At 74.1% G+C, this 25,596-nt stretch carries 21 protein-coding genes; 12 read left to right on the top strand and 9 right to left on the bottom strand.

Annotation, left to right across the window (positions count from 1 at the left end; genetic code table 11):
* Positions 1-28: 28 nt before the first annotated feature.
* Positions 29-4,027 (top strand): FxSxx-COOH system tetratricopeptide repeat protein, encoded by a 3,999-nt coding sequence (gene fxsT / locus O1G21_RS17300; protein WP_270144841.1) that lies wholly within the window; start codon positions 29-31, stop codon positions 4,025-4,027.
* 31 nt (positions 4,028-4,058) lie between these two features.
* On the top strand, positions 4,059-5,021 hold the full coding sequence (locus O1G21_RS17295) for a 2-hydroxyacid dehydrogenase (RefSeq protein ID WP_270144839.1): 963 nt from the start codon (positions 4,059-4,061) through the stop codon (positions 5,019-5,021).
* On the opposite strand, the gene O1G21_RS17290 is transcribed toward O1G21_RS17295, so the two are convergent.
* The 3 genes from O1G21_RS17290 to O1G21_RS17280 form a co-directional block, all read right to left on the bottom strand.
* Positions 5,018-5,872: an alpha/beta fold hydrolase gene (locus tag O1G21_RS17290; protein WP_270151063.1), complete on the bottom strand. Its 855-nt coding sequence runs from the start codon at positions 5,870-5,872 to the stop codon at positions 5,018-5,020. The two genes, O1G21_RS17295 and O1G21_RS17290, sit on opposite strands and share 4 nt — an antisense overlap.
* Positions 5,873-5,894: 22 nt before the next feature.
* The gene (locus O1G21_RS17285; protein ID WP_270144838.1) at positions 5,895-6,794 is read right to left on the bottom strand and encodes a DUF4231 domain-containing protein; all 900 of its coding nucleotides are present in this window, start codon (positions 6,792-6,794) and stop codon (positions 5,895-5,897) included.
* Positions 6,795-6,986: 192 nt separating this feature from the next.
* Positions 6,987-7,751 (bottom strand): sugar isomerase domain-containing protein, encoded by a 765-nt coding sequence (locus O1G21_RS17280; protein ID WP_270144837.1) that lies wholly within the window; start codon positions 7,749-7,751, stop codon positions 6,987-6,989.
* A gap of 221 nt (positions 7,752-7,972) precedes the next feature.
* On the opposite strand from O1G21_RS17280, the gene O1G21_RS17275 reads away from it, so the two are divergent.
* Positions 7,973-8,665 (top strand): metal-dependent transcriptional regulator, encoded by a 693-nt coding sequence (locus tag O1G21_RS17275; RefSeq protein WP_270144836.1) that lies wholly within the window; start codon positions 7,973-7,975, stop codon positions 8,663-8,665.
* Positions 8,666-9,083: 418 nt separating this feature from the next.
* Here the strand turns inward: O1G21_RS17275 and O1G21_RS17270 are convergent, their stop codons facing one another.
* Positions 9,084-9,785 (bottom strand): bifunctional DNA primase/polymerase, encoded by a 702-nt coding sequence (locus O1G21_RS17270; RefSeq protein ID WP_270144834.1) that lies wholly within the window; start codon positions 9,783-9,785, stop codon positions 9,084-9,086.
* Positions 9,786-10,090: 305 nt separating this feature from the next.
* Here O1G21_RS17270 and O1G21_RS17265 point away from each other — a divergent pair, with 305 nt between their 5' ends.
* Together O1G21_RS17265 and O1G21_RS17260 are read left to right on the top strand one after the other, a co-directional pair.
* Entirely contained in the window at positions 10,091-11,467 is a 1,377-nt protein-coding gene (locus O1G21_RS17265; RefSeq protein ID WP_270144832.1) for a transcriptional regulator, read from the top strand.
* Positions 11,468-11,674: 207 nt separating this feature from the next.
* A complete protein-coding gene (locus O1G21_RS17260) occupies positions 11,675-12,817 on the top strand; it encodes a hypothetical protein (protein ID WP_270144830.1) in 1,143 nt (380 codons plus the stop codon).
* A 51-nt stretch (positions 12,818-12,868) separates the two neighbouring features.
* On the opposite strand, the gene O1G21_RS17255 is transcribed toward O1G21_RS17260, so the two are convergent.
* Positions 12,869-14,170: an ABC transporter substrate-binding protein gene (locus tag O1G21_RS17255; RefSeq protein ID WP_270144828.1), complete on the bottom strand. Its 1,302-nt coding sequence runs from the start codon at positions 14,168-14,170 to the stop codon at positions 12,869-12,871.
* A gap of 246 nt (positions 14,171-14,416) precedes the next feature.
* Here O1G21_RS17255 and O1G21_RS17250 point away from each other — a divergent pair, with 246 nt between their 5' ends.
* Together O1G21_RS17250 and purU are read left to right on the top strand one after the other, a co-directional pair.
* Positions 14,417-14,860, top strand: coding sequence for an SCO4402 family protein (locus O1G21_RS17250; protein ID WP_408941679.1), 444 nt, complete (start codon positions 14,417-14,419; stop codon positions 14,858-14,860).
* Between the two features lie 113 nt (positions 14,861-14,973).
* Positions 14,974-15,840, top strand: a complete 867-nt coding sequence (gene purU / locus O1G21_RS17245) for a formyltetrahydrofolate deformylase (RefSeq protein ID WP_405000660.1) — start codon at positions 14,974-14,976, stop codon at positions 15,838-15,840.
* Positions 15,841-15,889: 49 nt separating this feature from the next.
* Here purU and O1G21_RS17240 read toward each other — a convergent pair whose 3' ends face one another.
* Positions 15,890-17,119, bottom strand: a complete 1,230-nt coding sequence (locus tag O1G21_RS17240; protein WP_270151058.1) for a zf-HC2 domain-containing protein — start codon at positions 17,117-17,119, stop codon at positions 15,890-15,892.
* 2 nt (positions 17,120-17,121) lie between these two features.
* The gene (locus O1G21_RS17235) at positions 17,122-17,718 is read right to left on the bottom strand and encodes a sigma-70 family RNA polymerase sigma factor (RefSeq protein WP_270144824.1); all 597 of its coding nucleotides are present in this window, start codon (positions 17,716-17,718) and stop codon (positions 17,122-17,124) included.
* Positions 17,719-18,374: 656 nt separating this feature from the next.
* On the opposite strand from O1G21_RS17235, the gene O1G21_RS17230 reads away from it, so the two are divergent.
* Positions 18,375-18,848: an ATP-binding protein gene (locus O1G21_RS17230; RefSeq protein ID WP_270144823.1), complete on the top strand. Its 474-nt coding sequence runs from the start codon at positions 18,375-18,377 to the stop codon at positions 18,846-18,848.
* 540 nt (positions 18,849-19,388) lie between these two features.
* On the opposite strand, the gene O1G21_RS17225 is transcribed toward O1G21_RS17230, so the two are convergent.
* Positions 19,389-20,363 (bottom strand): GlxA family transcriptional regulator, encoded by a 975-nt coding sequence (locus O1G21_RS17225; RefSeq protein ID WP_270144821.1) that lies wholly within the window; start codon positions 20,361-20,363, stop codon positions 19,389-19,391.
* Between the two features lie 146 nt (positions 20,364-20,509).
* Between O1G21_RS17225 and O1G21_RS17220 the strand changes: the two genes are divergently transcribed.
* The 4 genes from O1G21_RS17220 to O1G21_RS17205 all read left to right on the top strand — a co-directional run bounded on the left by O1G21_RS17220 (position 20,510) and on the right by O1G21_RS17205 (position 24,024).
* Positions 20,510-21,853, top strand: coding sequence for an MFS transporter (locus tag O1G21_RS17220; RefSeq protein ID WP_270144819.1), 1,344 nt, complete (start codon positions 20,510-20,512; stop codon positions 21,851-21,853).
* A gap of 32 nt (positions 21,854-21,885) precedes the next feature.
* Positions 21,886-22,413, top strand: coding sequence for a GNAT family N-acetyltransferase (locus tag O1G21_RS17215; protein ID WP_270144817.1), 528 nt, complete (start codon positions 21,886-21,888; stop codon positions 22,411-22,413).
* A gap of 123 nt (positions 22,414-22,536) precedes the next feature.
* The gene (locus tag O1G21_RS17210; RefSeq protein ID WP_270144815.1) at positions 22,537-22,881 is read left to right on the top strand and encodes a DUF4229 domain-containing protein; all 345 of its coding nucleotides are present in this window, start codon (positions 22,537-22,539) and stop codon (positions 22,879-22,881) included.
* Positions 22,882-22,899: 18 nt separating this feature from the next.
* Positions 22,900-24,024 carry a LacI family DNA-binding transcriptional regulator gene (locus O1G21_RS17205; protein WP_270144813.1) on the top strand — a complete coding sequence of 375 codons (1,125 nt, stop codon included), beginning with the start codon at positions 22,900-22,902 and terminating at the stop codon, positions 24,022-24,024.
* Between the two features lie 101 nt (positions 24,025-24,125).
* On the opposite strand, the gene O1G21_RS17200 is transcribed toward O1G21_RS17205, so the two are convergent.
* Complete coding sequence (locus O1G21_RS17200) at positions 24,126-25,337, bottom strand: MFS transporter (protein ID WP_270144811.1); 1,212 nt, start codon at positions 25,335-25,337, stop codon at positions 24,126-24,128.
* Between the last annotated feature and the right edge of the window lie 259 nt (positions 25,338-25,596).

Genomic DNA, 25,596 nt, shown 5'->3' with positions numbered 1-25,596 from the left:
GGATGGCGCCCTTGGGAGGACCGAATCGATGAGTGACAACACCACCAGGAACCTCCGCGTCGGCGCCGCCGAGCTGGCCGCCGCGCGCGAGGCCGCCCGGCGGGCCGCGGAGCAGGACCGCCAGGGCCGGATCATCACCTTCTACTCCTACAAGGGCGGCACCGGCCGCACCATGGCCCTGGCCAACACCGCCTGGATCCTCGCCGCCAACGGCTTCCGGGTGCTCACCGTCGACTGGGACCTGGAGGCGCCCGGCCTCGCCAAGTTCTTCCACCCCTTCCTCGACCCGGCCTCCCTCGCCGGCACCACCGGGATGATGGACCTCATCGCCGAGTACCGCGAGGAGGCGCTGCGCCCGGTCGAGCACGCCGAGGGCTGGCACCTGGACTTCGCCCGGGTCCACCCGCACGCGCTGTCGCTGTCCTGGCCGCACTTCCCGGCCGGCGGCAGCCTGGACTTCCTCTCCGCGGGCCAGTTCAACCGCGACTACTCCGAGGCCGTCACCCACCTCGACTGGGACATCTTCTACGACCGCTTCGACGGCGGGCAGTTCTTCGACGCGCTCAAGGCCGACATGGCCAAGCGGTACGACTACGTGCTGATCGACTCCCGCACCGGCCTGTCCGACATCGCCGAGATCTGCACCGTCCAGATGCCCGACGACCTGGTGGTCTGCTTCACCCTCAGCGACCAGTCCATCGACGGCGCCTCCCGGATCGCCCAGCACATCCACGACCGCTACCGCGACCGCGGCATCCGCATCCTGCCCGTCCCGATGCGCATCGACGAGGGCGAGAAGGAGAAGGCCGACGCCGGCCGCGCCCTCGCCCGGGTCCGCTTCGACGGCCTGCCCGCGGGCCTGAGCGGCGAGGAACTCGCCGGCTACTGGGGCTCGGTGGAGATCCCGTACCGGCCGTTCTACGCCTACGAGGAGATCCTCGCGACCTTCGGCGACCAGACCGGCACCCCCACCTCGATGCTGGCCGCCTGCGAACGGCTCACCTCGATGATCACCGAGGGCCGGGTCACCGGACTGCCGCCGGTGGACGAGGAGGTGCGGCTGCGCTACGTGGACGCCTTCACCCGCCGCCGCCCCTCCGTCCCCGCGGACCTCTACCTGTCCTACGTGCCCGAGGACCGGATGTGGGCGGACTGGATCGAGTCGGTGCTGACCCGGGCCGGCTTCCGGGTGCTGCCGCGCGACCTCAGCGCCGGCACCGACCCGCGCGAGGAGACCGAGCGCGGCATCGACTCCGCCTACCGCACCGTCGCCGTGCTCTCGCCCGCCTACCAGCGCTCCCCGCAGGCCCGTGCGCTGTGGGAGTCGGTGGTCAACTCCGACCCCTCCGGCACCCGGCGCCAGCTGCTGCCGGTGCGCGTCGGCGACGTCCGGCTCACCGCGCCGTTCAGCAACCGCAACCCGGTCGACCTGGTCGGCCGCGACGAGGCGCAGTCCGTGCAGAGCCTGCTGCGCGCCCTGGGCCGCGGCGACGCCCCGCTCGACGACGCCCCGAGCGGCGGCCCGCGCTTCCCCGGCAGCAAGCCCTCGGTCTGGGACGTGCCGCCGCGCAACCCCTCCTTCACCGGCCGCGCCGCCGTCCTCGAGCAGCTGCGCAACCAGCTGCGCGGCGGGATGGCGGCCGTGCTGCCCACCCCGCAGACCCTGTACGGGCTCGGCGGCGTCGGCAAGACCCAGGTCGCCCTGGAGTACGCCCACCGGTTCATGTCCGACTACGACCTGGTCTGGTGGATCGACGCCGAGCAGACCGAACTGGTGGCCCCCGCGCTCGCCGAACTCGCCCGCCGGCTCGGCCTGCGGGTCGGCGACTCGGTCACCGAGGCCGCCGAGGCCGCCCGGGAGGCGCTGCGCCGCGGCGTGCCCACCTCGCGCTGGCTGCTGATCTTCGACAACGCCGACGAGCCCGGCGAGATCCGCCGCTTCTTCCCCGGCGGCTCCGGCCACATCCTGGTCACCTCCCGCAACCAGGCCTGGACCGGGCACGCCGAGGCGCTGGAGGTGGACGTCTTCACCCGCGGCGAGAGCGTCGAGCACCTGTGCCGGCGCGCCCGCAGCCTCTCCAGGGCGGACGCCGACCGGGTCGCCGAGGCCGTCGGCGACCTGCCGCTGGCCGTCGAGGTGGCCGCCGCCTGGCTCGACACCACCGGCACCCCGGTGGACACCTACGTCACCCAGCTGCACGCCGAGGCCGCCCGCGCCCTCGCCGTCGACCACCCCACCGACTACCCGACCCCGGTCGCCGCGACCTGGAACGTGTCGATCGGACGGCTGCGCCAGCAGTCCCCGGCCGCCGTGCGGCTGCTGCAGCTGTGCGCCTTCTTCGCGCCCGAGCCGATCTCGATGAACCTCTTCTACAGCGACCAGATGATCCGGGCGCTGGTGAAGTACGACGCCGACCTCAGCGACAAGTTCATGCTCGGCAAGGTCATCCAGGCGATCGGCCGGTACGCGCTGGCCAAGGTCGACGCCGGCAGCAACAGCTTCCAGGTGCACCGGCTCGTCCAGGCGGTCATCCGGGCCGGGATGAACGACGAGGAGCAGGAGGTCGCAGTCCACGAGGTGCACCGCATCCTCACCGGCGCCCGGCCCGTCCTCGGCGACACCGACGACCCGGCCAACTGGCCCGCCTTCGACGAGATCTGGCCCCACCTGTCGCCCTCCAAGGCGCACAACTGCGACGAGGCCGACACCCGCCAGCTGCTCATCGACCGGGTCCGCTACCTGTGGAAGCGCGGCGAACTCGACCGCGCCCGCGACCTCGGCCACGCCCTGGACACCGAGTGGACCAGCAAGCTCGGCGAGGACGACCGGCAGACCCTGCTGCTGCGCTTCCAGCTCGCCAACGTGCTGCGCTCCCAGGGAAGTTACGCCGAGGCGCTGGCGCTGGACGAAGCCACCCTGGAGCGCCAGCGGGCGCTGCTGGGCGAGCACCACCCGTACACCCTGATGACGGCCGGCTCGCTCGGCGCCGACCGCCGGGCGCTCGGCCGCTTCCAGGCCGCGCTCGACCTCGACCGTGAAATCCTCGACCAGTTCCGCGAGTTGTTCGGGGACGACAACCCGCGCACCCTCTCCATGGCGAACAACCTGGCGATCGACTACCGCCTCGTCGGCGAGAGCGAGGCCGCCCGCGAACTCGACCAGGAGACCCTGGACCGGCGCACCGCCGTGCTCGGGCCCAAGCACCCGTACACCCTCATCACCAAGTCCGCCCTCGCCCGGGACCTGCGCGAACTCGGCGACTACCGCGGCTCGGCCGACCTGCTCCAGGAAGTCACCGCGGACTTCGGCGACGGGCTGGATCCGGGCCTGCCGGAGAGCCTGCGCAACGCCAAGTCACTGGCCGTCTCACTGCGCCGGATGGGCCAGCTCGCCGACGCCCGCCGGATCACCAAGGAGACCTACGAGCGCTACCTGGAACGCTACGGCGCCGACGCCCCCGACGCGCTGGCCTGTGCGCTCAACCTGGCCGCCGACCACAGTGCCTTCGGTGACAAGGAGGCCGCCCGCGACCTGTGCGCCACCGTCTACGACGGCCACCGGCGGCTGTTCGGCGACGAGCACCCGTTCACCCTGGCCTGCGCCAACAACCTCGGCATCTACCTGCGCGGCAGCGGCGACGTCCAGGGCGCCATCGACACCGGCCGGGCCACCGTCGAGGGCCTGACCCGATCCGTCGGGCCGGACCATCCGTACACCCTCAACGCGATGATCAACCTGGCCAACGCCTACGGCGACGACGGCCAGACCGGACTCGCCGAGGAGCTCGGCCGGGCCGCGTACGCGGGCCTGTGCGCGCGCTACTCCCCGCAGCACCCGGACGCGGTGGCCTGCGAGGCCAACCTGGCGGTCACCCTGCGCGCGGCCGGCCGGCACACCCAGGCCGCCGAACTGCGCGCCCGGGCGATCTCCGAGCTGATCCGGCAGTTCGGCGAGGAGCACCCCAACACGGTGTCCGCGCGCGGCTGGAAGCGGATCAACCGCGACCTGGAGCCGCAGCCGGTGTGACCGGCGCAGGGGCGGGGTAGCCTGCGGAACCATGGATACCCCGCCCCCGGTCCTGGTCACCCGACGCCCCGCACCCGGCGTCCTCGACCGGCTCACCGCCCGGTACGCCGTCACCTGCCGCGAGAGCGACCAGGGGCTGGACCGGGCCGAACTGCTCGCCGCCGTACGCGGCCGCCGGGCCGTGCTCACCACCCTGAACGACCGGGTCGACGCCGAGTTCCTGGAGGCGGCGGGCCCGCAACTGGAGATCGTCGCCAACCACGCGGTCGGCTACCACAACATCGACCTCGCGGCCTGCGCCGAACGCGGCGTGGTGGTCACCAACACCCCCGGCGTGCTCACCAACGCCACCGCCGAGACCGCCTGGGCACTGCTGCTGGCCGCCGCCCGCAGGCTCGGCGAGGGCGAGCGGCTGCTGCGCTCCGGCACGCCCTGGACCTGGGGGCCCAACTTCCTGCTCGGCCTGGAACTGGCCGGCACCCCGCTCGGCGTGCTCGGCATGGGCCGGATCGGGCAGTCGGTGGCCCGCCGGGCCCGCGCCTTCGACATGCCGGTCAGCTACCACAACCGCAGCGAACTGCCGCCCGAGCAGGCCGACGGCGCCGAGTGGAAGCCGCTGGAGGAGCTGCTCGCCACCTCCACCGTGCTGGTCGTCACCTGCCCGTGCACCGACGAGACCCGGCACCTGCTGGACGCCCGTCGGCTGGCCATGCTGCCGCCCGGGGCGGTGGTGGTCAGCATGACCGCCGGCGTGGTGGACGAGGAGGCACTGGCCGCCGCGCTCGAGTCCGGGGCGCTGTTCGCCGCCGCCGTGGACAACTTCGAGCACGAGCCGGACGTCCCGTCCGCGCTGCTCGCCCAGGAGCGCGCGGTGCTGGTCCCGCACCTGGGCAGCGCCACCGTGCGGACCCGGCAGGCGATGGGCGGCCTGGCGGTGGACAACATCCTCGCCGTGCTCGGTGGTGCCGAGCCGCTGACCCCGGTGAAGGCCTAACCCGCCGCCCAGGCCAGGGCCGTGGTCATCACCCGGAACGCCCCGAAGTGCGCGGCGCCGGGCTCCAGGAAGAGCTCGGCGCCCGGGATGTGGTCGGCCAGCCAGCGGGAGTGGTCGACCGGCGAGAACTGGTCGTCCGCGCCGTGCCACAACCAGGTCGGCACCCCGATCGACCCGAGCTCGAAGCCCCAGTCGGCGGTGAACGCCAGCACGTCGTCGATCCAGCCGTCCGCGCCGTGCCGGAACGCCTCCCGGTAGTTGCTCTGCAGCATCCGCCGCAGCCCGCTGTCCGCCACCACCTCCCGGTCGGCCGGCGAGAGTTCGGTGCGCAGCCCGTTCAGCAGCCGGACCGGGTCGTCCTTGATCTGCCGGGAGCGGAACTCCATCGCGTCGGCGATCCGGCCGTGCCCGCGCTCCGCCTCCCGGTAGGCGCGGACGTTGGACGGGGTCATCCCCGCGTACCAGTCCAGGCCGGTCGCGTTGCGCGGCGCCAGCCCCACCAGCACCGCCACCCGACTGACCCGCTCCGGCAGCAGCGCCGCGCAGGCCAGCGCGTGCGGGCCGCCGCCGGAACGGCCCAGCACGGCGAAGCCGTCCAGCCCCAACTCGTCGGCGATGGTGCGCACATCGGCCGCCGCGTGGGACACCCGGCGGCCGAACAGGCGGGTGGAATCGCCGTAGCCGGGCCGGTCGTACGAGATCAGCCGCACCCCCAGCCGGTACAGCACGGTGCTGCGCGGGTGCGGGCCGACCCGGCTGCCGGGCATGCCGTGCAGCAGGAACACCGGACGGCCGCGCGGGTCGCCGAGGGACTCGACGGCGAGGGCGCGGCCGTCCGCCGTTTTGACCATCCGTAACGCCACGCGTTCCTCCTCAGTGCTCCCGGTCGGTGGTGGTGCGCACCTCCCGGCGGGCCTGCCAGGTGGTGTGCTCGCGGGACACCGCGTCCTCGGCGTCCCGGGCCAGCCGGGCCCAGATCTCCTCGGCGTCCGTCGACTCCAGGTCCAGCCGGGTGAGTTGGAGGCGGATCAGCTCCAGCTCCTCGGCCGCCAGGCCGTACGCGGCGGCCAGCGGGCGGTACTGGCGCAGCTGCGCCCAGGCCGTCACCGAGGCGGCCACCGCCGAGACCGTGCCCAGCGCGTCGTAGGTGAACGCGCCGAGCGCCCGCAGCACCGCCAGCGCCAGGCCCAGCGCCGGCAGCAGCACGCCCAGCACGCCGGTCCAGTACCCGGCGCGGGCGCAGTAGCGGGCCTTGTCGCGGTACCAGTCGTGCTGCACCCGGATCCGCTCGTTCAGGTACACCTCGCGGCGCACCGCCAGCGGCTGCCCGCGCAGGTCCCGCATGGCCTCGGTGATCTCGACACCGGCCGCCGGCACGGCCACCGGGCCGTTCCGGAAGGCCCCCAGCACCCGGGTGAGCTGGAAGCGGTACAGCCCCTCGGCGTCCGGCAGGCTGCGCGGCGGCGGCCGGTAGGCGTCCGCCCGGACGGCGAACTTCCAGGCCAGCGTCTTCACCGACTCGGCGGCCGCCCGGCCCTCGTACCACAGGCCCTGCGGGTTCTGCCGGCTGATCACCACCGCCAGCGCCATCGCGCCCAGGTAGGCCGCGGCGGCCGACCAGGCCCACGGCTCGCCGTCGGCCGAGCCGGTCGCGGCGGCGACCAGCAGCAGCGCCAGCTCCCAGGCGGAGAGCAGCACCGAGCGGCGCTGGCCGCGCAGCGAGGCCGCGTCGGCTGCCCAGAAGAACTCGGGCAGCAGCTCCCGCTCGCTCACCCAGGCGGTCCGTCCCGCACCAGACGCCATGCTCGGCCCCCACCCGTCGCTCCGGTCCCTCCGCTCTCCTGCCCCGGGCGGCTCGCCGGTACGCCTGGCGCGGGCCCGGGTGGTCGGCAATGGCCGGGAAGGCGCGGTGGATTGTCCGGTACGTTCCGTGGCCGTCCGGGCACGTGCCGTCATGACGAGCCGTCAGTAGGTGTAGAGGACGCGCTCGGCGTTCTCGGCCATCTGCTTGGCGTTCCACTCGGTGCCCCCCGGGACGTTGCCGGAGCGGAACAGCGGCGGCGCGGGGGCGTCCCCGGCGGCGGCCCGGTCCGCCAGCCGGCCGACCGCCGAGGCGACCACGGCCTGCATCAGCGCGCTGGTGACGACGGTGGAGACCGGGCCGAAGGAGGTCTCGGCGCCCGGGTGGGTCAGCTCGCCGTCGCCGACCGCGACCTTGCTGTCCAGCACCACGTCGCAGTGGTCCTTCAGGTAGGTGCCGGACGGGTGCGCCGGGGGCACCTCGCCCGGGTAGGCCAGCGAGGTCACCCCGATCACCTTCAGCCCGCGGTCCCGGGCGTACCGGGCCAGCTCGACCGGCATCACCTGGCGGCCGGACAGCGAGATCAGGAACAGCAGGTCCCCGCTGGTCGCCGGGGTCAGGTCCAGGGTCGCGGTGGCGAGCCCGGAGACCCGCTCCAGCGCGCTGGCCAGCGGCGCGGGCATCGTCGTCACCCCGGCCATCCCGGGCACGTTCAGCAGGTTCATCGGGACCAGCCCGCCGGCCCGGTAGACCACGTCCTGGGCCGGCAGCGAGGAGTGCCCGGCGCCGAAGGTGAAGACCCGGCGGCCCTCGGCGATCGCCTCGGCCAGCAGGGCGGCCGCCGCCTCGATGCTGTCGGCCTCCTCCTCGCGGACCCGGTTCAGGTGGGCGATCGCGGCGTCGAAGTACCTGCCGACCAGGTCGTTCATCGGTTGCCTTCGCTCTCTGCCGGTGAGGGAGCCGGCCGGGTGGGGCGGCCGGGGTGGTCCAGACCGCCAGTGGAGAAAGCTACGGCGAGCACGGTCGCGCCCCGGCGGCACCGCTGTCAACAGCAACGAAAACCGGTACCGGAAGCCCCCGGGCGGGCCCGGTTGTCGGTGCGGTACGTCAGAATTGGCGGTGAGGACACCGAAGAACGGAGCCAGCGGCGATGTCTGGGCTGATCGACACCACTGAGATGTACCTTCGCACCATCCTGGAGTTGGAGGAAGAGGGCATCGTCCCGATGCGCGCCCGGATCGCGGAGCGCCTGGAACAGAGCGGCCCCACGGTCAGCCAGACGGTCGGCCGGATGGAGCGCGACGGGCTGCTCCAGGTCGCCGGGGACCGCCACCTCGAGCTCACCGAGGAGGGCCGCCGGCTCGCCGTGCGCGTCATGCGCAAGCACCGCATCGCCGAGTGCCTGCTCGTCGACGTGATCGGCCTGGAGTGGGAGCAGGTGCACGAGGAGGCCTGCCGCTGGGAGCACGTGATGAGCGAGACGGTCGAGCGCAAGGTGCTCGCCATGCTCGGCCACCCGACCCAGTCCCCGTACGGCAACCCGATCCCGGGCCTGGACGAGCTGGGCGACACCAAGGCCGAGGGCGAGGGCTTCGACGCCGCGCTCGTCCCGCTGGACGCCGTCAAGCCGGGCGAGACCGGGGCGGACGTGGTGGTCCGCCGGATCGGCGAGCCGATCCAGACCGACAGCGCGCTGATGAGCACCCTGCGCCGGGCCGGCGTCCGGCCGGGCTCCACGGTCAAGGTGACCACCGGCGTCGGCGGCGTGCTGGTCGGCACCGGGGAGCACGCGGCGGAGCTGGGCAAGGACATCGCCCAGCACGTGTTCGTCGCCCAGGCCTGAGGCCCGCGCCCACCGATCCCGCCGCCGGCGTCCGTACGACGGTCAGGGCCCGCTGCTCCCCGTGCAGCGGGCCCTTCCCGTCCTCCCCGGCTCCCTCCCGTTCCCCTCCTCCCTCCCGCTCCCTCCCGTTCCCCTCCACCGCCTCGCCCGGCTTCCCCGTCCGAGCGACCCTTCCGGCGTCCCCTCGCACCGGAGATCATCCCCTCGGCCGATCATGGCAATCCTTGAGCGCTGTCACTCGTACGAGGGGCTTTCCCGGTCGGCCAGCGGGTAGACCCAGGCCTTATCCGCACATGCGTGTGACGGGCCCCGCCTCCGGTGGGAGACAAGGCCCGTCACTCGCGCGCGTTGTGTCGCGCGGTGCTCGCCCTCACCCGGTCGGCGCAGGGCGGCAGGCTCCGGGGGATCTGCGGCGGGGTCAGACCCCGGCGGGCTGGGCGGCCTGGAGCTGGGCGGGCGCGTCGCGGCCGCAGGCGTACGCGAGCGGGCTGATCAGCTCGGCGGCGTCCGGCAGCCAGCGGTTGGACTCGGAGGGGGAACGGGCCCACTGGGCGTAGCCGGTGGAGCCGATCCGCGACGGCGGGGCGACCGTCCAGTCCCCCTCGCCGCGGGCGACCAGGTCCAGCCGCCCGGGCGGCCAGCCCAGCTTGCGGAGCATCTCCGGCAGCTTGGCCGCGACCCCGGGCAGCACCAGGAAGTGCAGCCGCCGCCCGACCCGCCCCGGCGAGCTCGGCAGCACCACGACCGGGCCGAGCTGGAGGTCCATCCGCTCCATCCGGGCCAGCGCCAGGCACCCGGCCGTCTCCGGCACGTCCAGGACGTCGAAGGACCGGCCGGTCGGCAGCAGGATCGAGGCCCTGGGCCGTTCGGTCCACCAGCGCCGCACCGCGCCCGGTCCGGCACTCGCCTTGCGGGCCCAGTCCGCGTCCATCGGGTGGGCGCCCGGCAGCGCGCAGCGCGGGTCGCCGCAGGAGCAGCGGGCGGAGCCGTCGCCGTCGATCAGCCAGGTGCCCGGGGCCACTTCCCAGTGGCGGTTCTCGGCGTAGCCGACGGCTTCGATCAGCAGCGGGGGCAGGCCGGCGTTCTTGTCCTGGCCGGGAGCGTCGGGGATGTCTTCCACGGGCTGCTCAACTACCGTGCGTGAGGCTGGTTACGGCTCGGAGGGCCCCGGTCGGGCGCATCCCGGCAATGTCACCCGAACCGGTGACTCACGCGAGTTGGGGCGGGCGGAGGCAGGCGCAGCGGGGGCGCACGGAAGCATTCCCCAGGGCGCGCGGGGGGTGCGGTTCGTCACCGTGGGTATCCCGCTGACGTTGCTGATCGCTAACCTGGTGTCAGATTCCTTGGACGGTCGGACAGTCGGCAACAGATCAGCACATCGTCGCCCGCCGGCCGGGACCGGAGGGTGTGGGGAGGCGAAGCCCAATGGCCGCGAGACCACTCGTCGCACGACAGCCCAACGAGCGCCTGCAGCAACTGATCCAGGAGGCCAGCTGCTCCAACGCCGGTCTGGCCCGCAGGGTCAACCTGTGCGGCGCGGAGCACGGACTGGACCTGCGCTACGACAAGACCTCCGTCGCCCGCTGGCTGCGCGGGCAGCAGCCGCGCGGGCAGGCGCCGGCCGTGATCGCCGAAGCCCTCGGACGCAAGCTCGGCCGCAGCGTGTCGGTCGAGGAGATCGGCATGGCCGACGGCAAGAACCTCAGCTCCGGCATCGGGCTGCAGTTCGCGCCGACCCTGGGCGCCGCCCTGGAGCAGGTGTGCGAGCTGTGGCGCAGCGACGTCGGCCGCCGGGACTTCCTGACCGGGGCGACGGTCGCCGCCTCCGCGCTGGTCGAGCCCAGCCGGGACTGGCTGATCACCCCGCCCGACCCGGTGGTGGCCCGCACCGGCGGCCCCCGGGTCGGCCCGACGGACGTGGCCGCGATCAAGGCGACCACCGCGATGCTGGTCGACCTGGACCACCGCTTCGGCAGCGGGCACGTGCGCCCGGTCGTCGTGCACTACCTCAACTCGGTGGTCTCCGGCCTGCTCGGCGGCGCCTACCGGGAGGAGACCGGACGCCAACTCTTCGCCGCGGTGGCCCGGTTGACCGAACTGGCCGGCTACATGGCGGTGGACACCGGCCAGCCGGGGCTGGCCCAGCGCTACTACATCCAGGCCCTGCGGCTCGCCCAGGCCGCCGACGACCGCGGCTACGGCGGCTACGTCCTCGCCGCCTCGATGAGCCACCTGGCGGCCACCCTCGGCAACCCGCGGGAGATCGCCCAACTCGCCCGCGCCGCCCAGGAGGGCGCCCGGACGGTCGCCACCCCGACGGCGATGGCGATGTTCTACGCCGCCGAGGCCCGCGGCCACGCCCTGCTCGGCGACGCCCGCTCCTGCGAGGCGGTGTCGGCCAAGGCGCTGGAGATGATGGAGAAGCGCCGCCCGGAGGACGACCCGGACTGGATCGTCCACTTCGACGACGCCTACCTCGCCGACGAACTCGCCCACTGCCACCGGGACCTGGAGCAGGCCGGCCCGGCCGAGCACTACGCCCGCCGGGCGCTCGACCTGCACCCGCCGACCCGGGTGCGCCGGCGCGCGGTGGACCTCGTACTGCTCGCCACCGCCCAGCTCCAGCAGCGCGACCTGGAACGCGCCTGCGAGACGGGCACCCAGGCGGTGCGGCTGCTGAGCGGGCTGCGCTCCAACCGGGGGGTGGAGTACCTGGACGAGTTCCGGCGCCGGCTCGAGCCCTACCGGGAGCAGCGGGTGGTGCGCGAGTTCCACGCCAGGGCGGACGCGGAGGCGGCCTGAGGGCGGGGCGGTCCAGGCCGAGCAGCGGCGGTCCGGACCGTCCGGACCGTCCCTGCGGGGAGCGGGTGGGAATGTCCCGCCCACGTGGTCACCCGGTGAGGCGAACCGGTAGCGTGGGCGCGACGTCCAAGGAACTGTGATGCTCCCAAGAACCGACGAGATGTGGTCCGCCGCCTGTGCGCGGTCCTGCACAGGTGAGGAATCGCGTTGAGTCAGCGCCGCTCGTACCCCAACTCGGGTGACTTCAACCTGGACGACCTGTTCCGCCCCGAGCCCGGCCAGCCCCAGGGCCAGCCGGGCCCGCCGCAGGGCCCCACGGCCGTGCCTCCGGTGGGCCAGCCGTCCGGGCAGCCGGAGTACCTGGGCGAGGGCGGGCACAGCCAGCAGCAGTGGGGCGCCGTGCCGCAGCCCGGCTACGGCGTACCACCGCAGGCCGACCCGGCGCCGGCCACCCAGCACCTGCCGCCGTACCCGGCCGGCGACCCGCAGGGCGGCGGCTACCCGGCGCCGCAGCCCGGTTACGGCGTCCCGCCGCAGGCGGCGCCCGGCTACCAGGGCTACCCGCCGGCCGCGCAGCCGCAGCCTCCGCAGCAGCCGCAGCAGCCCGGCTACCCGGCGCAGGGCTACGGGCAGGGCGGCTACGGGCAGGGCGGCTACGGCCAGGACCCGGACGCGACCCAGGGCGGGCGCTCGGGCAGCGGCGGCCGGCCCTCCAACAAGCTGGTCATCGGCGGCGTGGTGGCGGTCTGCGCGGTGGCCGGCGTCCTGGTCGCCGTCCTGATGAGCGGCAACGACGACACCGCCAAGAGCGGCCAGAAGACCACCCCGGTCGCCGCCACCGGCGGCACCGCCTCCGCCGCGGCGAGCGCCAGCGGCTCCGGCGCCGCCGCCGACCCCGACGTCAAGGCGCAGGCCCAGCCGCTGTCCGACCTGCTGGGCACCGCGAGCGACAGCCGCAGCGCGGTGGTCTCCGCGGTCGCCTCGGTGCAGAAGTGCGACAAGCTCCCCGACTCGCAGCAGGCCCTGTCCGCCGCGGCCGGCAAGCGGCGCGAGCTGCAGAGCAAGCTCGGCCAGCTGAAGACCGACAAGCTGCCCGGCGGCCAGCAGCTGATCGACCAGCTCAACGCCGCCTGGACGGCCTCGGCGCAGGCCGACGACGAGTACGCGGCCTGGGCCACCGACGCCCAGTCCTCCTGCGACCCGAAGAAGCCGGACACCGGCAACCAGCACTACAAGAACGCGGTGCAGGCCAGCGGCACGGCGACCACCGCGAAGAAGCAGGCCTCGACCCTGTGGAACGCGATCGCCACCCAGACCGGCCTGCCCCCTCGGGGTGACGGCGACCTGTAGCCGCCCCTCAAGGGCGGGCCCGGGAAGGCCCGCCCTTGACCGAGCCGTGGCTCAGGCCGGGGGCCGGCCCCCGGTGAGCACCCAGCGGACGTCCACGAAACCCGGCTGCTGCAGGGTCATCCGGCCGTTCCTGACCACCTGGTAGGTGATCCAGGTGTTGACCAGCCGCGGCGACTCGGTGCTGGGCAGCATGTTGGTGGTGCCCCAGTTCAGCGGCGGAGTCAGGCCGACGTCGATGCCCTCACCGCTGTCCAGCAGGGCGGCGATGCTCTTCGCGTCGACCGGCTTGCCGGCCGCCGAGAGCTTCTCCACCACGACCCGGAACACCTCGTACGCGACCCAGGTGGTCTGCACGCCCGGGTCGGAGACGTCGATGGTGCGCCCGCCGGTGGTGTCGGAGCGCACCACCGAGCGCAGCCCGTCCCAGATCTGGGCCGACTCCGGTGGGTACCAGCCGGTGACGAACGCGCCGGCCAGCGGGCCGGAGTCGCCGCCGGTGGAGTCGACCACCGACTGCTGGACGCTGCCGATCACCGAGGCGATCCGGGTGTTCTTCGGGGTCAGCCGCCGGTAGGCGTCCAGCAGGTTGCCGGTCGGCTCGGCGGCCATCGCGCTGGTGACGCAGTTGCCCGGCTCGTCCTTGCCGATCGCCTTGCGGGCCACCTGGGTGTAGTCGGAGGACTGCTCGGGCGCCTTGACGTCCAGCAGCTTCATCCCGGCGGGCTTGAGCGCGTTGCCCAGGTAGCCGAGCAGGTTGTCGCCGGCCGGGGTGTCCGGACGGATCAGGGCGACGGACTTGCAGCCGGCCTCGACCAGCTGGCGGCCGCTGCCGGCGATCAGCGCCGGCATCCCGCCGTCCACCGGGTAGGACAGCGGGCTGGAGAACTCGGGCTGGGACAGGCCGTACCCGCCGATCAGCGGGATGCCGGCGCGCTCCAGCACCGGCATGAAGGCGTCGCCCCACTGGCTGTAGGAGCCGATCACGGCCACGGCCTTGGCGTCCACCGCCTGCTGGGCGCAGGCCTTGGCACCGTCGGCGGTGTTGTGCTCGTTGCAGGTGATCACGTGCAGCCGGTGGCCGTTCAACCCGCCCTTGAGGTTGACGTCCCGGCCGATCGACTCGGCGAGCGCGGTCATGCCGGGGCGGTCCGCGGCGCCGGTGCCGGACGGGGCCCAGGTCATCACGGTGAGGTCGTCGGCGTCGGTGGAGGCGTCGGCCGGTCCGCCGCACGCGGAGGCCGAGAAGAGGGCGGGGAGCAGCGCCGCGGCGGTCACCGCGGCGGCGATCGGACGCCGGTGGCGGCGCCGGGCGATCGTGGGACGGGCCCGGAACGAGTCCCTTCGGCTGGTCATCGGTCTTCCCTCTCTGGGGCGCCATCCGGCGCACCGGAAACAGCCAAGCCCCGGAGCCACAAGCCGAGAGGGCGGAAATGCGAACGGCCGGCGAACGGCGGCCGAACTCCGAAGGGGTACGCGTGTAGATCGCGAGTGGAGCACGAACAGACGGGGAACGTACGATCGTTCACCATGTCCGCCAGCACAGATTCTTCGCACCGGTCCGCCCGAAACCCTTCTCGTCCGGGCCACCGCTCCAGCACGATGGGCGGCATGCCGCTCAACGACCTGCCCTGGTGGCGCTGGCGAGCCCGACTGCGCTCCGCGCTGCACATGCTGTCCGACCCCGGTTTCCAGCAGGAGGCCTGGCTGGCCGGACGGGAGGGCTACGGGGACGTGACCGACGCCGTCTACCGGCTGGTCGAGGACACCTGGCTGGACCGCTGGTCCGCCGAGAAGTACGTGGGCACGATCTTCCGCGACTCCGCCGAGGCCGCCCTGGTCGACGTCGCGGTGCTGCGCGCCGTGCAGATGCTGCACGAGGTCGGCGCGGACGCCCCGGCCTCCGCCTACCTCGGCCACCCCGGCTGGCCGGAGACCGTCCGGGCCGCCCGCGAGGCGCACGTCGCCCTGGCCGTCGGCGACGGGGAGGACCCGGACACGGCCCCCAGGTCCCTGGACGTGCTGCGCATCCTGACCCAGGTCTGAGGCGGTCCCGCCGGGCGGTGCCGTCCCGCAGTACGGGCAGCGGGGCGGCCACTGTCCAGGATGTGACACGCTGGACCATCGAACTCGCACGACCTCAGGACGGGATACCCCCAGTGGAACAGCAGCCGGCCAGCGCCCAGTACGTCCTCACGCTGTCCTGCCCCGACAAGCAGGGCATCGTCCACGCTGTCTCCAGCTACCTCTTCATGACCGGCTGCAACATCATCGACAGCCAGCAGTTCGGCGACGGGGACACCGGACTCTTCTTCATGCGGGTGCACTTCTCCGCCCCCGAGCCGGTCACCGCCGACAAGCTGCGGGCCAGCTTCGCCGCGATCGGCGCCTCCTTCGGGATGGACTGGCAGATCCACCCGACCGAGCAGCGGATGCGGATCGTCCTCATGGTCAGCAAGTTCGGGCACTGCCTGAACGACCTGCTCTACCGCACCCGGATCGGCGCCCTGCCGGTGGAGATCGCCGCGGTGGTCTCCAACCACACCGACCTGCGCGACCTGACCGAGAGCTACGGCATCCCCTTCCACCACATCCCGGTCACCAGGGACACCAAGGCCGAGGCCGAACGGCAGCTGCTCGACCTGGTCGAGAAGGAGAACGTCGAACTGGTCGTACTGGCCCGCTACATGCAGGTGCTCTCCGACCAGCTGTGCACCGAGCTGTCCGGCCGGGTGATCAACATCCACCACTCCTTCCTGCCGAGCTTCAAGGGCGCCAAGCCGTACCACCAGGCGCACGCCCGCGGCGTGAAGCTGATCGGCGCCACCGCGCACTACGTCACCGCCGATCTCGACGAGGGCCCGATCATCGAGCAGGAGGTGGCCCGGGTCACCCACGACGTCAGCCCGGACCAGCTGGTCGCGATCGGCCGGGACGTCGAGTGCCAGGCGCTGGCCCGCGCGGTCAAGTGGCACAGCGAGCACCGGGTGCTGCTGGACGGCACCCGGACCGTCGTCTTCGCCTGATTCCCCTCGCGGTTGATTCCGCCCGCGCCCGCTTCCCCCCGCGGCTCCCTTACGGCCGCGACAGCAGCGGCAGCGCGTGCAGCACCTCGCGCACCGCGGCCCGGTCACCGTGCTCGCCCACCGGCAGCCGGTCCGGGTCGCGGTGCGCGGCGGCCAACTGGCACAGCTCCAGGCCGTCCAGCACCATCGAGGCCACCGGCTCCCCGCCGGGCGGCCCCGCCTCCTCGCCGTCCAGCGGCACCAGCCACTCGCCGGCCGCCGGACCGTCCACCACCAGCCGCAGCCGCCTCGCCTCCCGCACGGCCGGCGCGCCCGGCGCGGTCGGCGCCGCGGCGAACTCGGGTCGCGCCGCGCGCAGCCCGCCCAGCGCCCGCGGCAGCAGCCGGACCACCAGCTCCACCATCTGCCGCAGGTGCTGCGGCGCCGGCGGGTCGTACGGGTAGGCGACCGCGCGGGCCACGTCCTCGCCGTGCACGAAGCACTCCAGGGCGCGGTCCACGAAGGCGTCGCGCAGTGGCAGCACCGCGAAGCCCAGATCGACCGGGGTTCCGCCGTACGGGGCCAGCGCGGCGCTGCGCACCAGGTCGTGGGTCTGCTGGCGCCACCGGGCGCGCACCGACTGCGGGGGCAGCCCGGCCTGGTAGGCGAGCAGCCGGGCGGTGCGCGCGGTGACCGCGGCGTACCGGCCGCCCTGTGACGGCACCCGCGGCACCCGCGGCGCCGGGACGGCCGCCTCCTGCGGCGGCACCCGGCGGCCGACCGGCGGAGTCGATGTGGAAGCCCATGCGGAAGTCGGTGCGGAAGTCGGTGCGGAAGGGGCGGCCGCCGGTGCCGGGTCCGGCAGGCCGAGGGCGAGCGCCAGGAAGCCGTCCCCCGCGGTCAGCCGGCCCAGCACCTCGGCCGGGCGCAGCCGCTCCGCGCCGCCGTGCCACGGCAGTTCGGCCACCTCCTGCCACTCCTCCTGGCCGAGGTCGCGCAGCAGCGCGTCGAGCTTGGCGGTCTCCGCGGTGTACGGCATCCCCCAGGAGGGGAGGGGCAGTTCGGCCGGGCGGCGGGCCAGGCACCAGTCCAGCACCTGCTGGCGCAGCGAACCGGGCTGGTCCAGCGGCTCGTCCAGGGAGAGCCAGCCGGCCGCGTCGCGCAGCCGGGCCGCCTCCTCGGCGCACTCCGGGCAGCCGCGCAGGTGCTGCTCCAACTCGGCGGCCTCGCGGGGCGGGCAGGCGCCGAGGGACCAGGCGCCGAGCAGCGAGCGCAGGGCGTCGTGCCGCTCCTCGTTCATGGTCACCTGCCCCCGTCCCCGTCGCCGTCCCGGTGCTCCCGGTGGGGCTCCTGGCGGGCGCGCTCGTCGGCCAGTTCGGTGGCCAGCAGCTCCAGGCCGAGCCGCATCCGCTGCTTGGCGGCCTGCTCGCTGATGCCGAGCAGCCGGGCCGTCTCCTGGTAGGTGCGGCCGTCGTAGTACGTCACCGCGATGGTCTCACGCAGGGATTGGGGCAGGGAGTCGACCACGTACTGCATGCGGGCGGCGGTGGCCACGGCGCGGATCTCCTCCTCGGCCGCGCCGCTGCCGCGTCCCGGCAGCCGCTCGGCGCCGCGTCGCGCCCGCAGCCGTTCGACCGCGCGGCGGTGGGTGAGCGCGCCGAGCCAGGAGCGCAGCGAGCCCTGGGTGGGGTCGAAGTCCTCGGGGTGCTCCCAGACGTGGGCGAAGATCTCCCGGGTGAGCTGGTCGGCGGCCGCCTGGTCGGCGAGTATCCGCCCGGCCAGCCCGTGCACCATCGGCGAGAGCCGGTCGTAGAGTTCGCCGAGTGCGGTCTCCTCGCCGCGGGCGAGGCGCCGCTGCAACTGCTCGTCCCAGCGCGGGATCCGGTCCGGGGCGGCCATCGAGAACCACCCTCCTGCCCGGTTCGCTTGGCGTTACCCCACGGTATCCCGTGGCCGGTCCGGGGTGGGAGGGAATCCGCCAAGAACGGAACCCTGCCTCATGGTTCGGCCGCCCTGTGTCCGGCCGCCTCGCCCTTCGGCGCCCGCTCCTCGGGGCCGGCGGTGGCGGTTGGTCACATGGTTGGACGGTCCGCTCGTGGGACGGTCCGTCGATGCCGCTGTTCGAGAACCGCTGGACATATGTCGCACGGGTGGTTCGCGAGTGGCGGACGGGGCGTCGGGGGTGTCCGGCGATAGGTTCCCGCCAGGGCGTGTCCGACACGCGCTGAACGGGACCGGCGCCGGCCCGGGCCGGACGAGTGCCGGTGCGAGGCTCGCGAGAGTGAGCGGGACAGTATGCACTGCCCTGTCCCCCGATCGCCGGAATATGCCCGAAGCGCTTGCTGCCGTCCGTCCGCCCACCCATCCTGAGGCGTATTCGTGTCGCGGCCTGTGCGCGACTGACGAGTTGGCGCGGGCGAGTGGCGCGGGCGGACGGGTCGGCGAGCGCCCGGGCGAGCCCCGGGTGGCACCGGGCGAAGAGTGAGGGCTGCGCCGGCCGGCTGATCCGGCCCGATCGGGACGTTGGCCGAACTGCGAGTGCGGGTGGTGGAGCGGTGCAGGTTCTTCAGGTACAGCTTGCGGTGCGGGCGGACCCCTCGGAGGTCGGCCGGGCCCGCCGGTGGGTGCGCTCGCGGCTGCTGAACCACGGAGTGGAACCGGACGCGCCGATGGCCGAGACGGTGGTGCTGGTGGTGTCGGAACTGGTCACCAACGCCGTGGTGCACACCGGCTGTCCGGCCGTGCTGAGACTCTGCCTGCCGGTGGTCGACGACTCCCCGCAGGCCGGTCCGGCCGGTCCGCTGCGGGTGGAGGTGGCCGACGCGAGCCGGACCGCCCCGGCCCCCCGGCACGCCGGTGCGGACGAGGAGGCGACCAACGGGCGAGGTCTGGAACTGGTCGAGCTGCTCTGCGAGCGCTGGGGCTGGTACCCGGACGGATCGGGCAAGCGGGTCTGGTGCGAGATCGACACCCAGGCCAGGCCGGTGGACCCGATGGCCGGGGTGGACTGGGCCGCTTTGGCTCAATAGCGGCTTCCCGCAACGGCTTTCGACGCTTTCGACGGCCTTCCGGCGGCCGCCGGCAGGGCTTGCAGGCCGGTCGACGGATGGCGGCGATCACGGTGGCGATCACCGGCCGAAAGCTGACGCAACCATTCCGAATTTCTGACTACCCATTGACGTGACGTATCCGACTGATCACGCTTGGGTGCGGCTCTCCGTTGCGAGGGGACGCCGAGGGGACGTCCGTCCGCCGCCACGGTGCTGCTGTCCAGGGGGATCGCGTCAGCAGGGGGGATCGTGGACCGCCGGTCGCGGCCCGCTCCTCGGCGAGTGCGGAGGGCGCGGTGCGGGTTCAGGGCCCGCGCGCCGCGAGCGGATGGCGGCCCACCATGCTGCGCTCGGCGCGCACGCGGTCGGCCGCCGTCCGTTGCGCCGCTCCGGAACGGCGAATTCCGGCCAACCGTCAGTCTTTTCCCAGGGTTCACTCAGCTTCACCCCGGTCCACTCGGCTCCGCCCAGCCCCGCTCGGCTCCGCCGGGAAGGCCTGCTCCAGTCCTCGGGCACGCCTCAGGCGGCCGGGGTGTTCCGGAAGGTGCGCCGGTAGGCGCTCGGTGCGACGTCCAGCCGCCCGCGCAACTGCAGCCGCAGCGAGGCGGCGGTTCCGAAGCCGGACCGCCGGGCGACCTGGTCGATCGTCAGGTCGGTGCGCTCCAGCAACTGGCGGGCCCGCTCGGTGCGCTGGGTGGTGATCCACTGGCCGGGGCTGGCACCGGTCTCCTCGCGGAAGCGCCGGGTGAAGGTCCGTACGCTCATGCCCGCCCGGTCGGCGAGTTGGCGCAGCGGCAGCGGCTCGTCCAGGTGCTCCAGCGCCCAGGCGCGGACGGCGGCGGTGCCGGAGCCGCCCGGGTCCACCGGGCTCGGGGCCTCCACGTACTGCTTCTGGCCGCCGTCGCGCCACGGCGGTACCAGGCAGTTGCGGGCCACCGCGTTGGCCACCGCGCTGCCGTGGTCGCGGCGCACGACGTGCAGGCACAGGTCCACCCCCGCGGCCACCCCGCCGGAGGTGAGGATGTCGCCGTCGTCGGTGTAGAGCACGTCCGGGTCCAGCAGGACCTTCGGGAACCTCCGGGCGAAGAGCTCGGTGTAGCGCCAGTGGGTGGTGGCCGGGCGGCCGTCCAGCAGGCCGGCGGCGGCCAGCAGGAAGGAGCCGGTGCAGATCGACATCAGCCGGGCGCCGGGCCGGATCCGCCGCAGTGCGGCGGCCAGTTCGGGGGTGAAGGGGGCGTCCGCGCTGTCCGGATCGGAGTCGTGGGAGGCCGGGAGCACCACCGTGTCGGCCCGCTCCAGCAGTTCGGGCCCGTGGTCGACCGCGATCCGGAAGTCCGCGCTGGTGGCGACCGGACCGCCGTCCAGGGTGCAGGTGGCCACCTCGTACAGCGGCCGGCCGGAGCCGTCCTTGGCGCCGCCGAAGATCCGTGCCGGGATGCCGAGTTCGAAGGCGATCGCGCCCTCCAGGGCGAGTACCGCGACCAGGTGCGCCATGCCGTTCCTTCCCGAACCGTCGCGGGCCGTTTCCCCGAGTGGGGCGGTGGCCCGGGCCAGGGTACGCGAGGGCGTGGCCCGATTCTTGCGAAAGCTGTCATTCAGGCCACTCGTCCGGGCGCCGCGCGCTCGGGAGACTCGTCCACGTGACCGAACGCAGTGCCCTCGCCGCCTCCGCGCCCACCGCCCCCAGACCCACTGCCACCACCCCCGCGCCCGCCCCCGGCCGACGCCCCCGGGTGCACTACGCCTGGGTGGTCGCCGCCGTCGCCCTGCTCGTCCTGCTCGGCTCGGCCGGCTTCCGCTCCACGCCCAGCCTGATGATGGACGCCCTGCACAACGAGTTCGGCTGGTCGCTCGGGACCATCTCCAGCGCCACCTCCGTCAACCTCACCCTCTACGGCCTCACCGCCCCCTTCGCCGCCGCCCTGATGGATCGTTTCGGCGTGCGCCTGGTGGTGGTCTGCGCGCTGCTGACCATCTCGGTCGGCGCCGGCCTCACCATGCTGATGCGCCAGCCCTGGCAGCTGGTGCTCTGCTGGGGCGTGCTGGTCGGCCTCGGCAGCGGCTCGATGGCCGGCGCCTTCGCCACCACCATCACCGGCCGCTGGTTCGAGGCCCGCCAGGGACTGGTCACCGGTGTGCTGACCGCCGCCGGAGCGGCCGGCAACCTGGTCTTCCTGCCGGTCGGCGCCTGGCTGGTCGAGCAGCACGGCTGGCGCGCGGCCGTGGTCGTGGTCTCGCTCGCCGCCAGCGCCGTCGCCGTGCCCGTCCTGCTGCTGATGCGCGAGCGCCCCGCCGACCTCGGCCTGCTCCCGTACGGCGCCACCGAGGCCCCGCCCGAGCCGGTGCGGGACACCCGCGCCCTGGCCCGCACGCTGCGGGTGCTGCGCGACGCCGCCCGCACCCGGCCGTTCTGGCTGCTGGCGGGTTCCTTCGCGATCTGCGGCGCGACCACCGCGGGCCTGGTCGGCACCCACTTCATCCCGGCCGCGCACGACCACGGCATGCCCGTCACCACCGCCGCGAGCCTGCTCGCCCTGATCGGCCTGTTCGACGTGGCCGGCACCGTGTTCAGCGGCTGGCTCACCGACCGGGTCGACTCCCGGCTGCTGCTCACCGTCTACTACGGGCTGCGCGGGGTGTCCCTGCTCCTGCTGCCCCAGCTGCTCGCCGGCTCGCTGCAGCCGCCGATCCTCGCCTTCGTGGTCTTCTACGGCCTGGACTGGGTGGCCACCGTGCCGCCGACCGTCGCGCTGTGCCGCCGGCACTTCGGCGAGGACGCCCCGATCGTCTTCGGCTGGGTGCTCGCCGCCCACCAGATCGGCGCGGCCGTCGTCGCCGGACTGGCCGGCCTGGCCCGCGACGCGCTCGGCAACTACGACCTGACCTGGTACGGCGCCGGCGCGCTGTGCGCGATCGCGGTCGGACTCTGCCTGGCGCTGCGCACCGGAGGGTCGACCGACCGGGCGGTGCCCGCCCTGCCGTAAGCGCGTTCGACCGGAGGGCTAGGCTCCGCCTCATGGCGCTCACGTTCACCCTGGACCCGAAGCTCGACCCCGACCTGCGCACCGCCGTGGTGCGGTTGTGGACGGACGTGACCAACGCCGGCGGCGCGGTCGGCTTCGTGGCCCCGGTCACCGAGGACGAGGTCTGGGACACCGCCGAACGCCAGTTCGCCGGGGTCGCCCCCGACGGCCCCGACCGGCTGCTGGTCGCGCACGAGAGCGCGACCGGTCGGCTGGTCGGGGTGCTGTTCTTCTCGTCGATGCGCTTCGAACCGATGGACCACTGGCGGATGCTCAAGCGGGTCATGGTGCACCCTGACTTCCAGGGCCTCGGCTACGGCGCCGAACTGCTCGCCGAGGCCGAACGGATCGCCCGCGCCTGGGGCCTGGAGTCGCTGCGGCTCACCGCGCGCGGCGGCCTGGGCCTGGAGCGCTTCTACGCCCGCAGCGGCTACCGGGAGGTCGGCCGGGTGCCGGCCGCGATCCGGGTCGCCCCCGGCGACGACCGCGACGACATCACCATGTGGCTCGACCTGCGCTGAGCCGGCGCCGACCCGTTCCGGGGGAGGGGAGGGGGAGGGACGGCAGACCCATGGACCGCGCCGGGCGTCAGGCATGCTTGACTGGAAGTCCCGCCCCGGCTCGAACCAGAAGGATGTGTCCCAGTGAGCAGCAACGGCCCGCAGAAGTCGCACGCCACGCTCCGCTACACCTCCATGCGGGCCAGCATCTTCCTCGGCTGCCTGCTGGTGGCCCTGCTGCTCGGGCACTTCGGGATCATTCCGGTGAGCGGCGAGGCCGGGGTGGTCTTCCTGGTCCTGCTGGCCGCGATCGCCTCCGCGCCGCTCAGCTACGTGCTGCTGAGCAAGCAGCGCGACGAGATGTCCTCCCAGATCACCACCAAGGTCGCCGGGATGCGCAGCCGCACCGCCGAGCGGATCGCCGCGCAGAACGCCGAGGAGGACGCCGTGGACGACGCCGCCCGCGCGGCCGCCTCCGGGCAGAGCTGACACCGGGCGCCGCCCGCCGTGGCCGCTGATCCTGCCGAGCCCGCCGAGGCCGACTCCGCTGTTGGCGCCGACCGTCCGGCCGAGGCCGACTCCGCCGCCGGCCGTCCGGCCGAGGCCGACCGGCCCGCCGGCACGTGGCCGGCCCCCGTGCGTCGGCCCACCGGGCGGGACGTGGCCCGGCTCGCCGGGGTGTCCCAGGCCACCGTCTCGCTGGTGTTCTCCGGCGCCGAGGCCGGCCGCCGGGTCTCCGAGGCGACCCGGGAGCGGGTCCGCGAGGCCGCCCGCAGCCTCGGCTACCGTCCGCAGGCGGCCGGCCGGCAACTGCGGCTGGGCCGCAGCGGGATGATCATGCTGGCCGTGCCGAACCTGCAGGGCCCGTTCTTCGGCCGGGTCCTGGAGGGCGTCCACCACGAGGCCGGCCGGCACGGCCTGGCGGTCGTGGTGAGCTCGGGCTGGGGCAGCGCCACCCTCGCCGAGGCCGCCACCGCGGGCCGCTTCGACGGCCTGCTGATCTGCTCCCCGGACGACAGCCAGCTCGGCGAGCTGCCGCCCGACACCCCCGCCGTCTTCCTGGACGCCGACCCCGGCACCGACCGGGCGCGCCCGACCGTCGAACTCGACGTGGCCGGCGGGATGCGGTCCGCCGTCGAGCACCTGGCCGCCCTCGGACACCGCCGGATCGGGCACCTGCGTTCCACCCACGCGGCGTACACCTTCCGGGTCCGGCAGACCGCCTTCGAGCAGGCCGTCCGCGAACTCGGCCTGGAGGTCGTGGAGTTGGGCGTGAGCCTGAACGAGGGGTACGCGGCCGCGCGGAGCGTGGCGGCGGAGCTGCTGGAGCGGGCGGACCGCCCGCACGCGGTGATCTGCGACGACGACGTGGTCGCCTCCGGGGTCTACCAGGCCGCCGCCGAGCGGGGGTTGCGGGTGCCGGAGGACCTGTCGGTGGTCGGCATGGACAACGTCGCGGTCTCCGGGCTGCTCGCCCCGCCGCTGACCACCGTCGACCTGCCGGGCGAGGAACTCGGCCGGGTGGGCGCGGCCGCGCTCGCCGGACTGCTGCGCGGGGAGCTGGTGCAGCCCGTCGCGCCGCTGGCCACCGCGCTGGTGCGGCGCTCCTCGACCGCCCCGGCGCGGTCCTGACGCACCGTCGGCCGGAGCTTCGGCCAACCGGAGCTTCGGCCAGAAGGACCGCGCCCGCCGGCCAGACCCCCGGCGGGCACGGTCGTACGGGGGCGCCCCGGTCAGCCCACCGGGACGGGCTCGACGCGCGGGGTGACCGGCGCGGAGCGGAACCAGCGGCGGGCGCCGAACAGCACCAGGGCGCCGAGCGCGATCCCGCCCGCCGCGCACACCGCCACCGGGCGCAGCGAGGAGCCCTCGGCGAGGTGGCCGGAGACGGCGTAGCCGAGTGAGTTGCCGGTCGCGAACAGGGTCACCAGCCAGGCGAAGGCCTCGGTGACCGTGCCGGTCGGGGCGAGTTCGGCGACCAGCACGAAGGCGGCCGCGAGCAGCGGGGCCAGCACGATGCCGGAGAGGAAGGCCAGTGCGGCCATCGGGTACGGGCCGGGCAGGGTCAGCAGCGGGAGGTAGGAGGCGGCCATCGCGAGGGCCATCACCCAGGTGCGGGTCGCGGTGCTCCGGCGCCAGCTGACCATGCCGTAGGCCAGCGCGCCGAGCAGTCCGCCGAGGGCGGCCAGCGCCAGCAGGGTGCCCCCGCCGCCGGGCAGTGCGCCGGCGTGCCGTTCGGCGTAGGCGATGAAAAGCACGTTCTGCGCGCCGACGGCCCAGCCGGCCCCGGCCAGTCCGATGAGCAGCAGCACCAGGCCGGGGGAGCGCAGCGGGCCGAGCAGCCCGGCGGACTGTTCGCGGGCGGGGGCGCGCCAGGCCCGGGTGGGGGCGGCGGTGGCGACGACCAGTGCGCCGGCCAGTCCGAGTCCGGCGGCCACCCAGAGCGCGGCGACGGCGCCGAACAGCCCGGCGATCCCGGCGACGGCCAGCGGCCCGGCCACGTAGAGGATCTGCTGGGAGGCGGAGTCGAAGGCGTAGGCGGTGTCGAGCTGTTCGTCCTCGACCACGTCCGGCCAGAGCGAGCGCAGACAGGGCTCCAGCGGCGGCATCGCCAGGCCGGCGACGGCGGCGCCGAGCGGCGCGGCGACCGGGGAGCCGGGGGCGAGGGCGAGCAGCGCGTACCCGCCGCCGGCGACCACGGCGGAGGCGAGCAGGACGCGGGGCTGCCCGGTGCGGTCGACGATCCGCCCGAGCACCGGCCCGCCGACCGCGGCGGCGAGCGCGTAGACGGAGGTGGCCAGTCCGATCCGGCCGTACGGGACGCCGGCCTCGCGCAGGGCGAGGGCGATCACCAGGGCGGTCATACCGGCGGGCAGGCGGCCGAGCAGGGTGCCGAGCAGGAGTCGGGTGACGTGCGGGGCGCGGAGCAGGGCGAGGTAGCCCATCGGTGGTCTTCTCCGGTCTGGGCAGGGGAGGGCGGGGACGCCGTCAAAGTTATACGTATAACTGCCGGTCGGTCAATCCGGCCGGAGGGCTGGACTGATGGGGCGTCAGCCTCGTTCGTGCCCGGATCTCACCCGGGTCTGGTCCGGATCCCACCCCAAGGCGGGCTTGGAGTCCGGCCTGATCTCAAACAACTACTTTGAACATCTCAAACCTTTACTGCTAACGTGTCGGCCGTGACCACCTCAGACGCACTGCGGA

The sequence above is a fragment of the Kitasatospora cathayae genome (assembly GCF_027627435.1).
Classification (GTDB): domain Bacteria; phylum Actinomycetota; class Actinomycetes; order Streptomycetales; family Streptomycetaceae; genus Kitasatospora; species Kitasatospora cathayae.
This window is presented reverse-complemented; position numbering and strand designations above follow the sequence as displayed.

What these genes read in the sequence shown, in the direction of transcription:
- fxsT (WP_270144841.1), top strand. Translation starts at nt 29, where the DNA reads ATGAGTGACAACACCACCAGGAACCTCCGCGTCGGCGCCGCCGAGCTG.
- O1G21_RS17295 (WP_270144839.1), top strand. Translation starts at nt 4,059, where the DNA reads ATGGATACCCCGCCCCCGGTCCTGGTCACCCGACGCCCCGCACCCGGC.
- O1G21_RS17290 (WP_270151063.1), bottom strand. Translation starts at nt 5,872, where the DNA reads ATGGTCAAAACGGCGGACGGCCGCGCCCTCGCCGTCGAGTCCCTCGGC.
- O1G21_RS17280 (WP_270144837.1), bottom strand. Translation starts at nt 7,751, where the DNA reads ATGAACGACCTGGTCGGCAGGTACTTCGACGCCGCGATCGCCCACCTG.
- O1G21_RS17275 (WP_270144836.1), top strand. Translation starts at nt 7,973, where the DNA reads ATGTCTGGGCTGATCGACACCACTGAGATGTACCTTCGCACCATCCTG.
- O1G21_RS17265 (WP_270144832.1), top strand. Translation starts at nt 10,091, where the DNA reads ATGGCCGCGAGACCACTCGTCGCACGACAGCCCAACGAGCGCCTGCAG.
- O1G21_RS17255 (WP_270144828.1), bottom strand. Translation starts at nt 14,170, where the DNA reads ATGACCAGCCGAAGGGACTCGTTCCGGGCCCGTCCCACGATCGCCCGG.
- O1G21_RS17250 (WP_408941679.1), top strand. Translation starts at nt 14,417, where the DNA reads ATGGGCGGCATGCCGCTCAACGACCTGCCCTGGTGGCGCTGGCGAGCC.
- O1G21_RS17240 (WP_270151058.1), bottom strand. Translation starts at nt 17,119, where the DNA reads ATGAACGAGGAGCGGCACGACGCCCTGCGCTCGCTGCTCGGCGCCTGG.
- O1G21_RS17235 (WP_270144824.1), bottom strand. Translation starts at nt 17,718, where the DNA reads ATGGCCGCCCCGGACCGGATCCCGCGCTGGGACGAGCAGTTGCAGCGG.
- O1G21_RS17225 (WP_270144821.1), bottom strand. Translation starts at nt 20,363, where the DNA reads ATGGCGCACCTGGTCGCGGTACTCGCCCTGGAGGGCGCGATCGCCTTC.
- O1G21_RS17215 (WP_270144817.1), top strand. Translation starts at nt 21,886, where the DNA reads ATGGCGCTCACGTTCACCCTGGACCCGAAGCTCGACCCCGACCTGCGC.
- O1G21_RS17200 (WP_270144811.1), bottom strand. Translation starts at nt 25,337, where the DNA reads ATGGGCTACCTCGCCCTGCTCCGCGCCCCGCACGTCACCCGACTCCTG.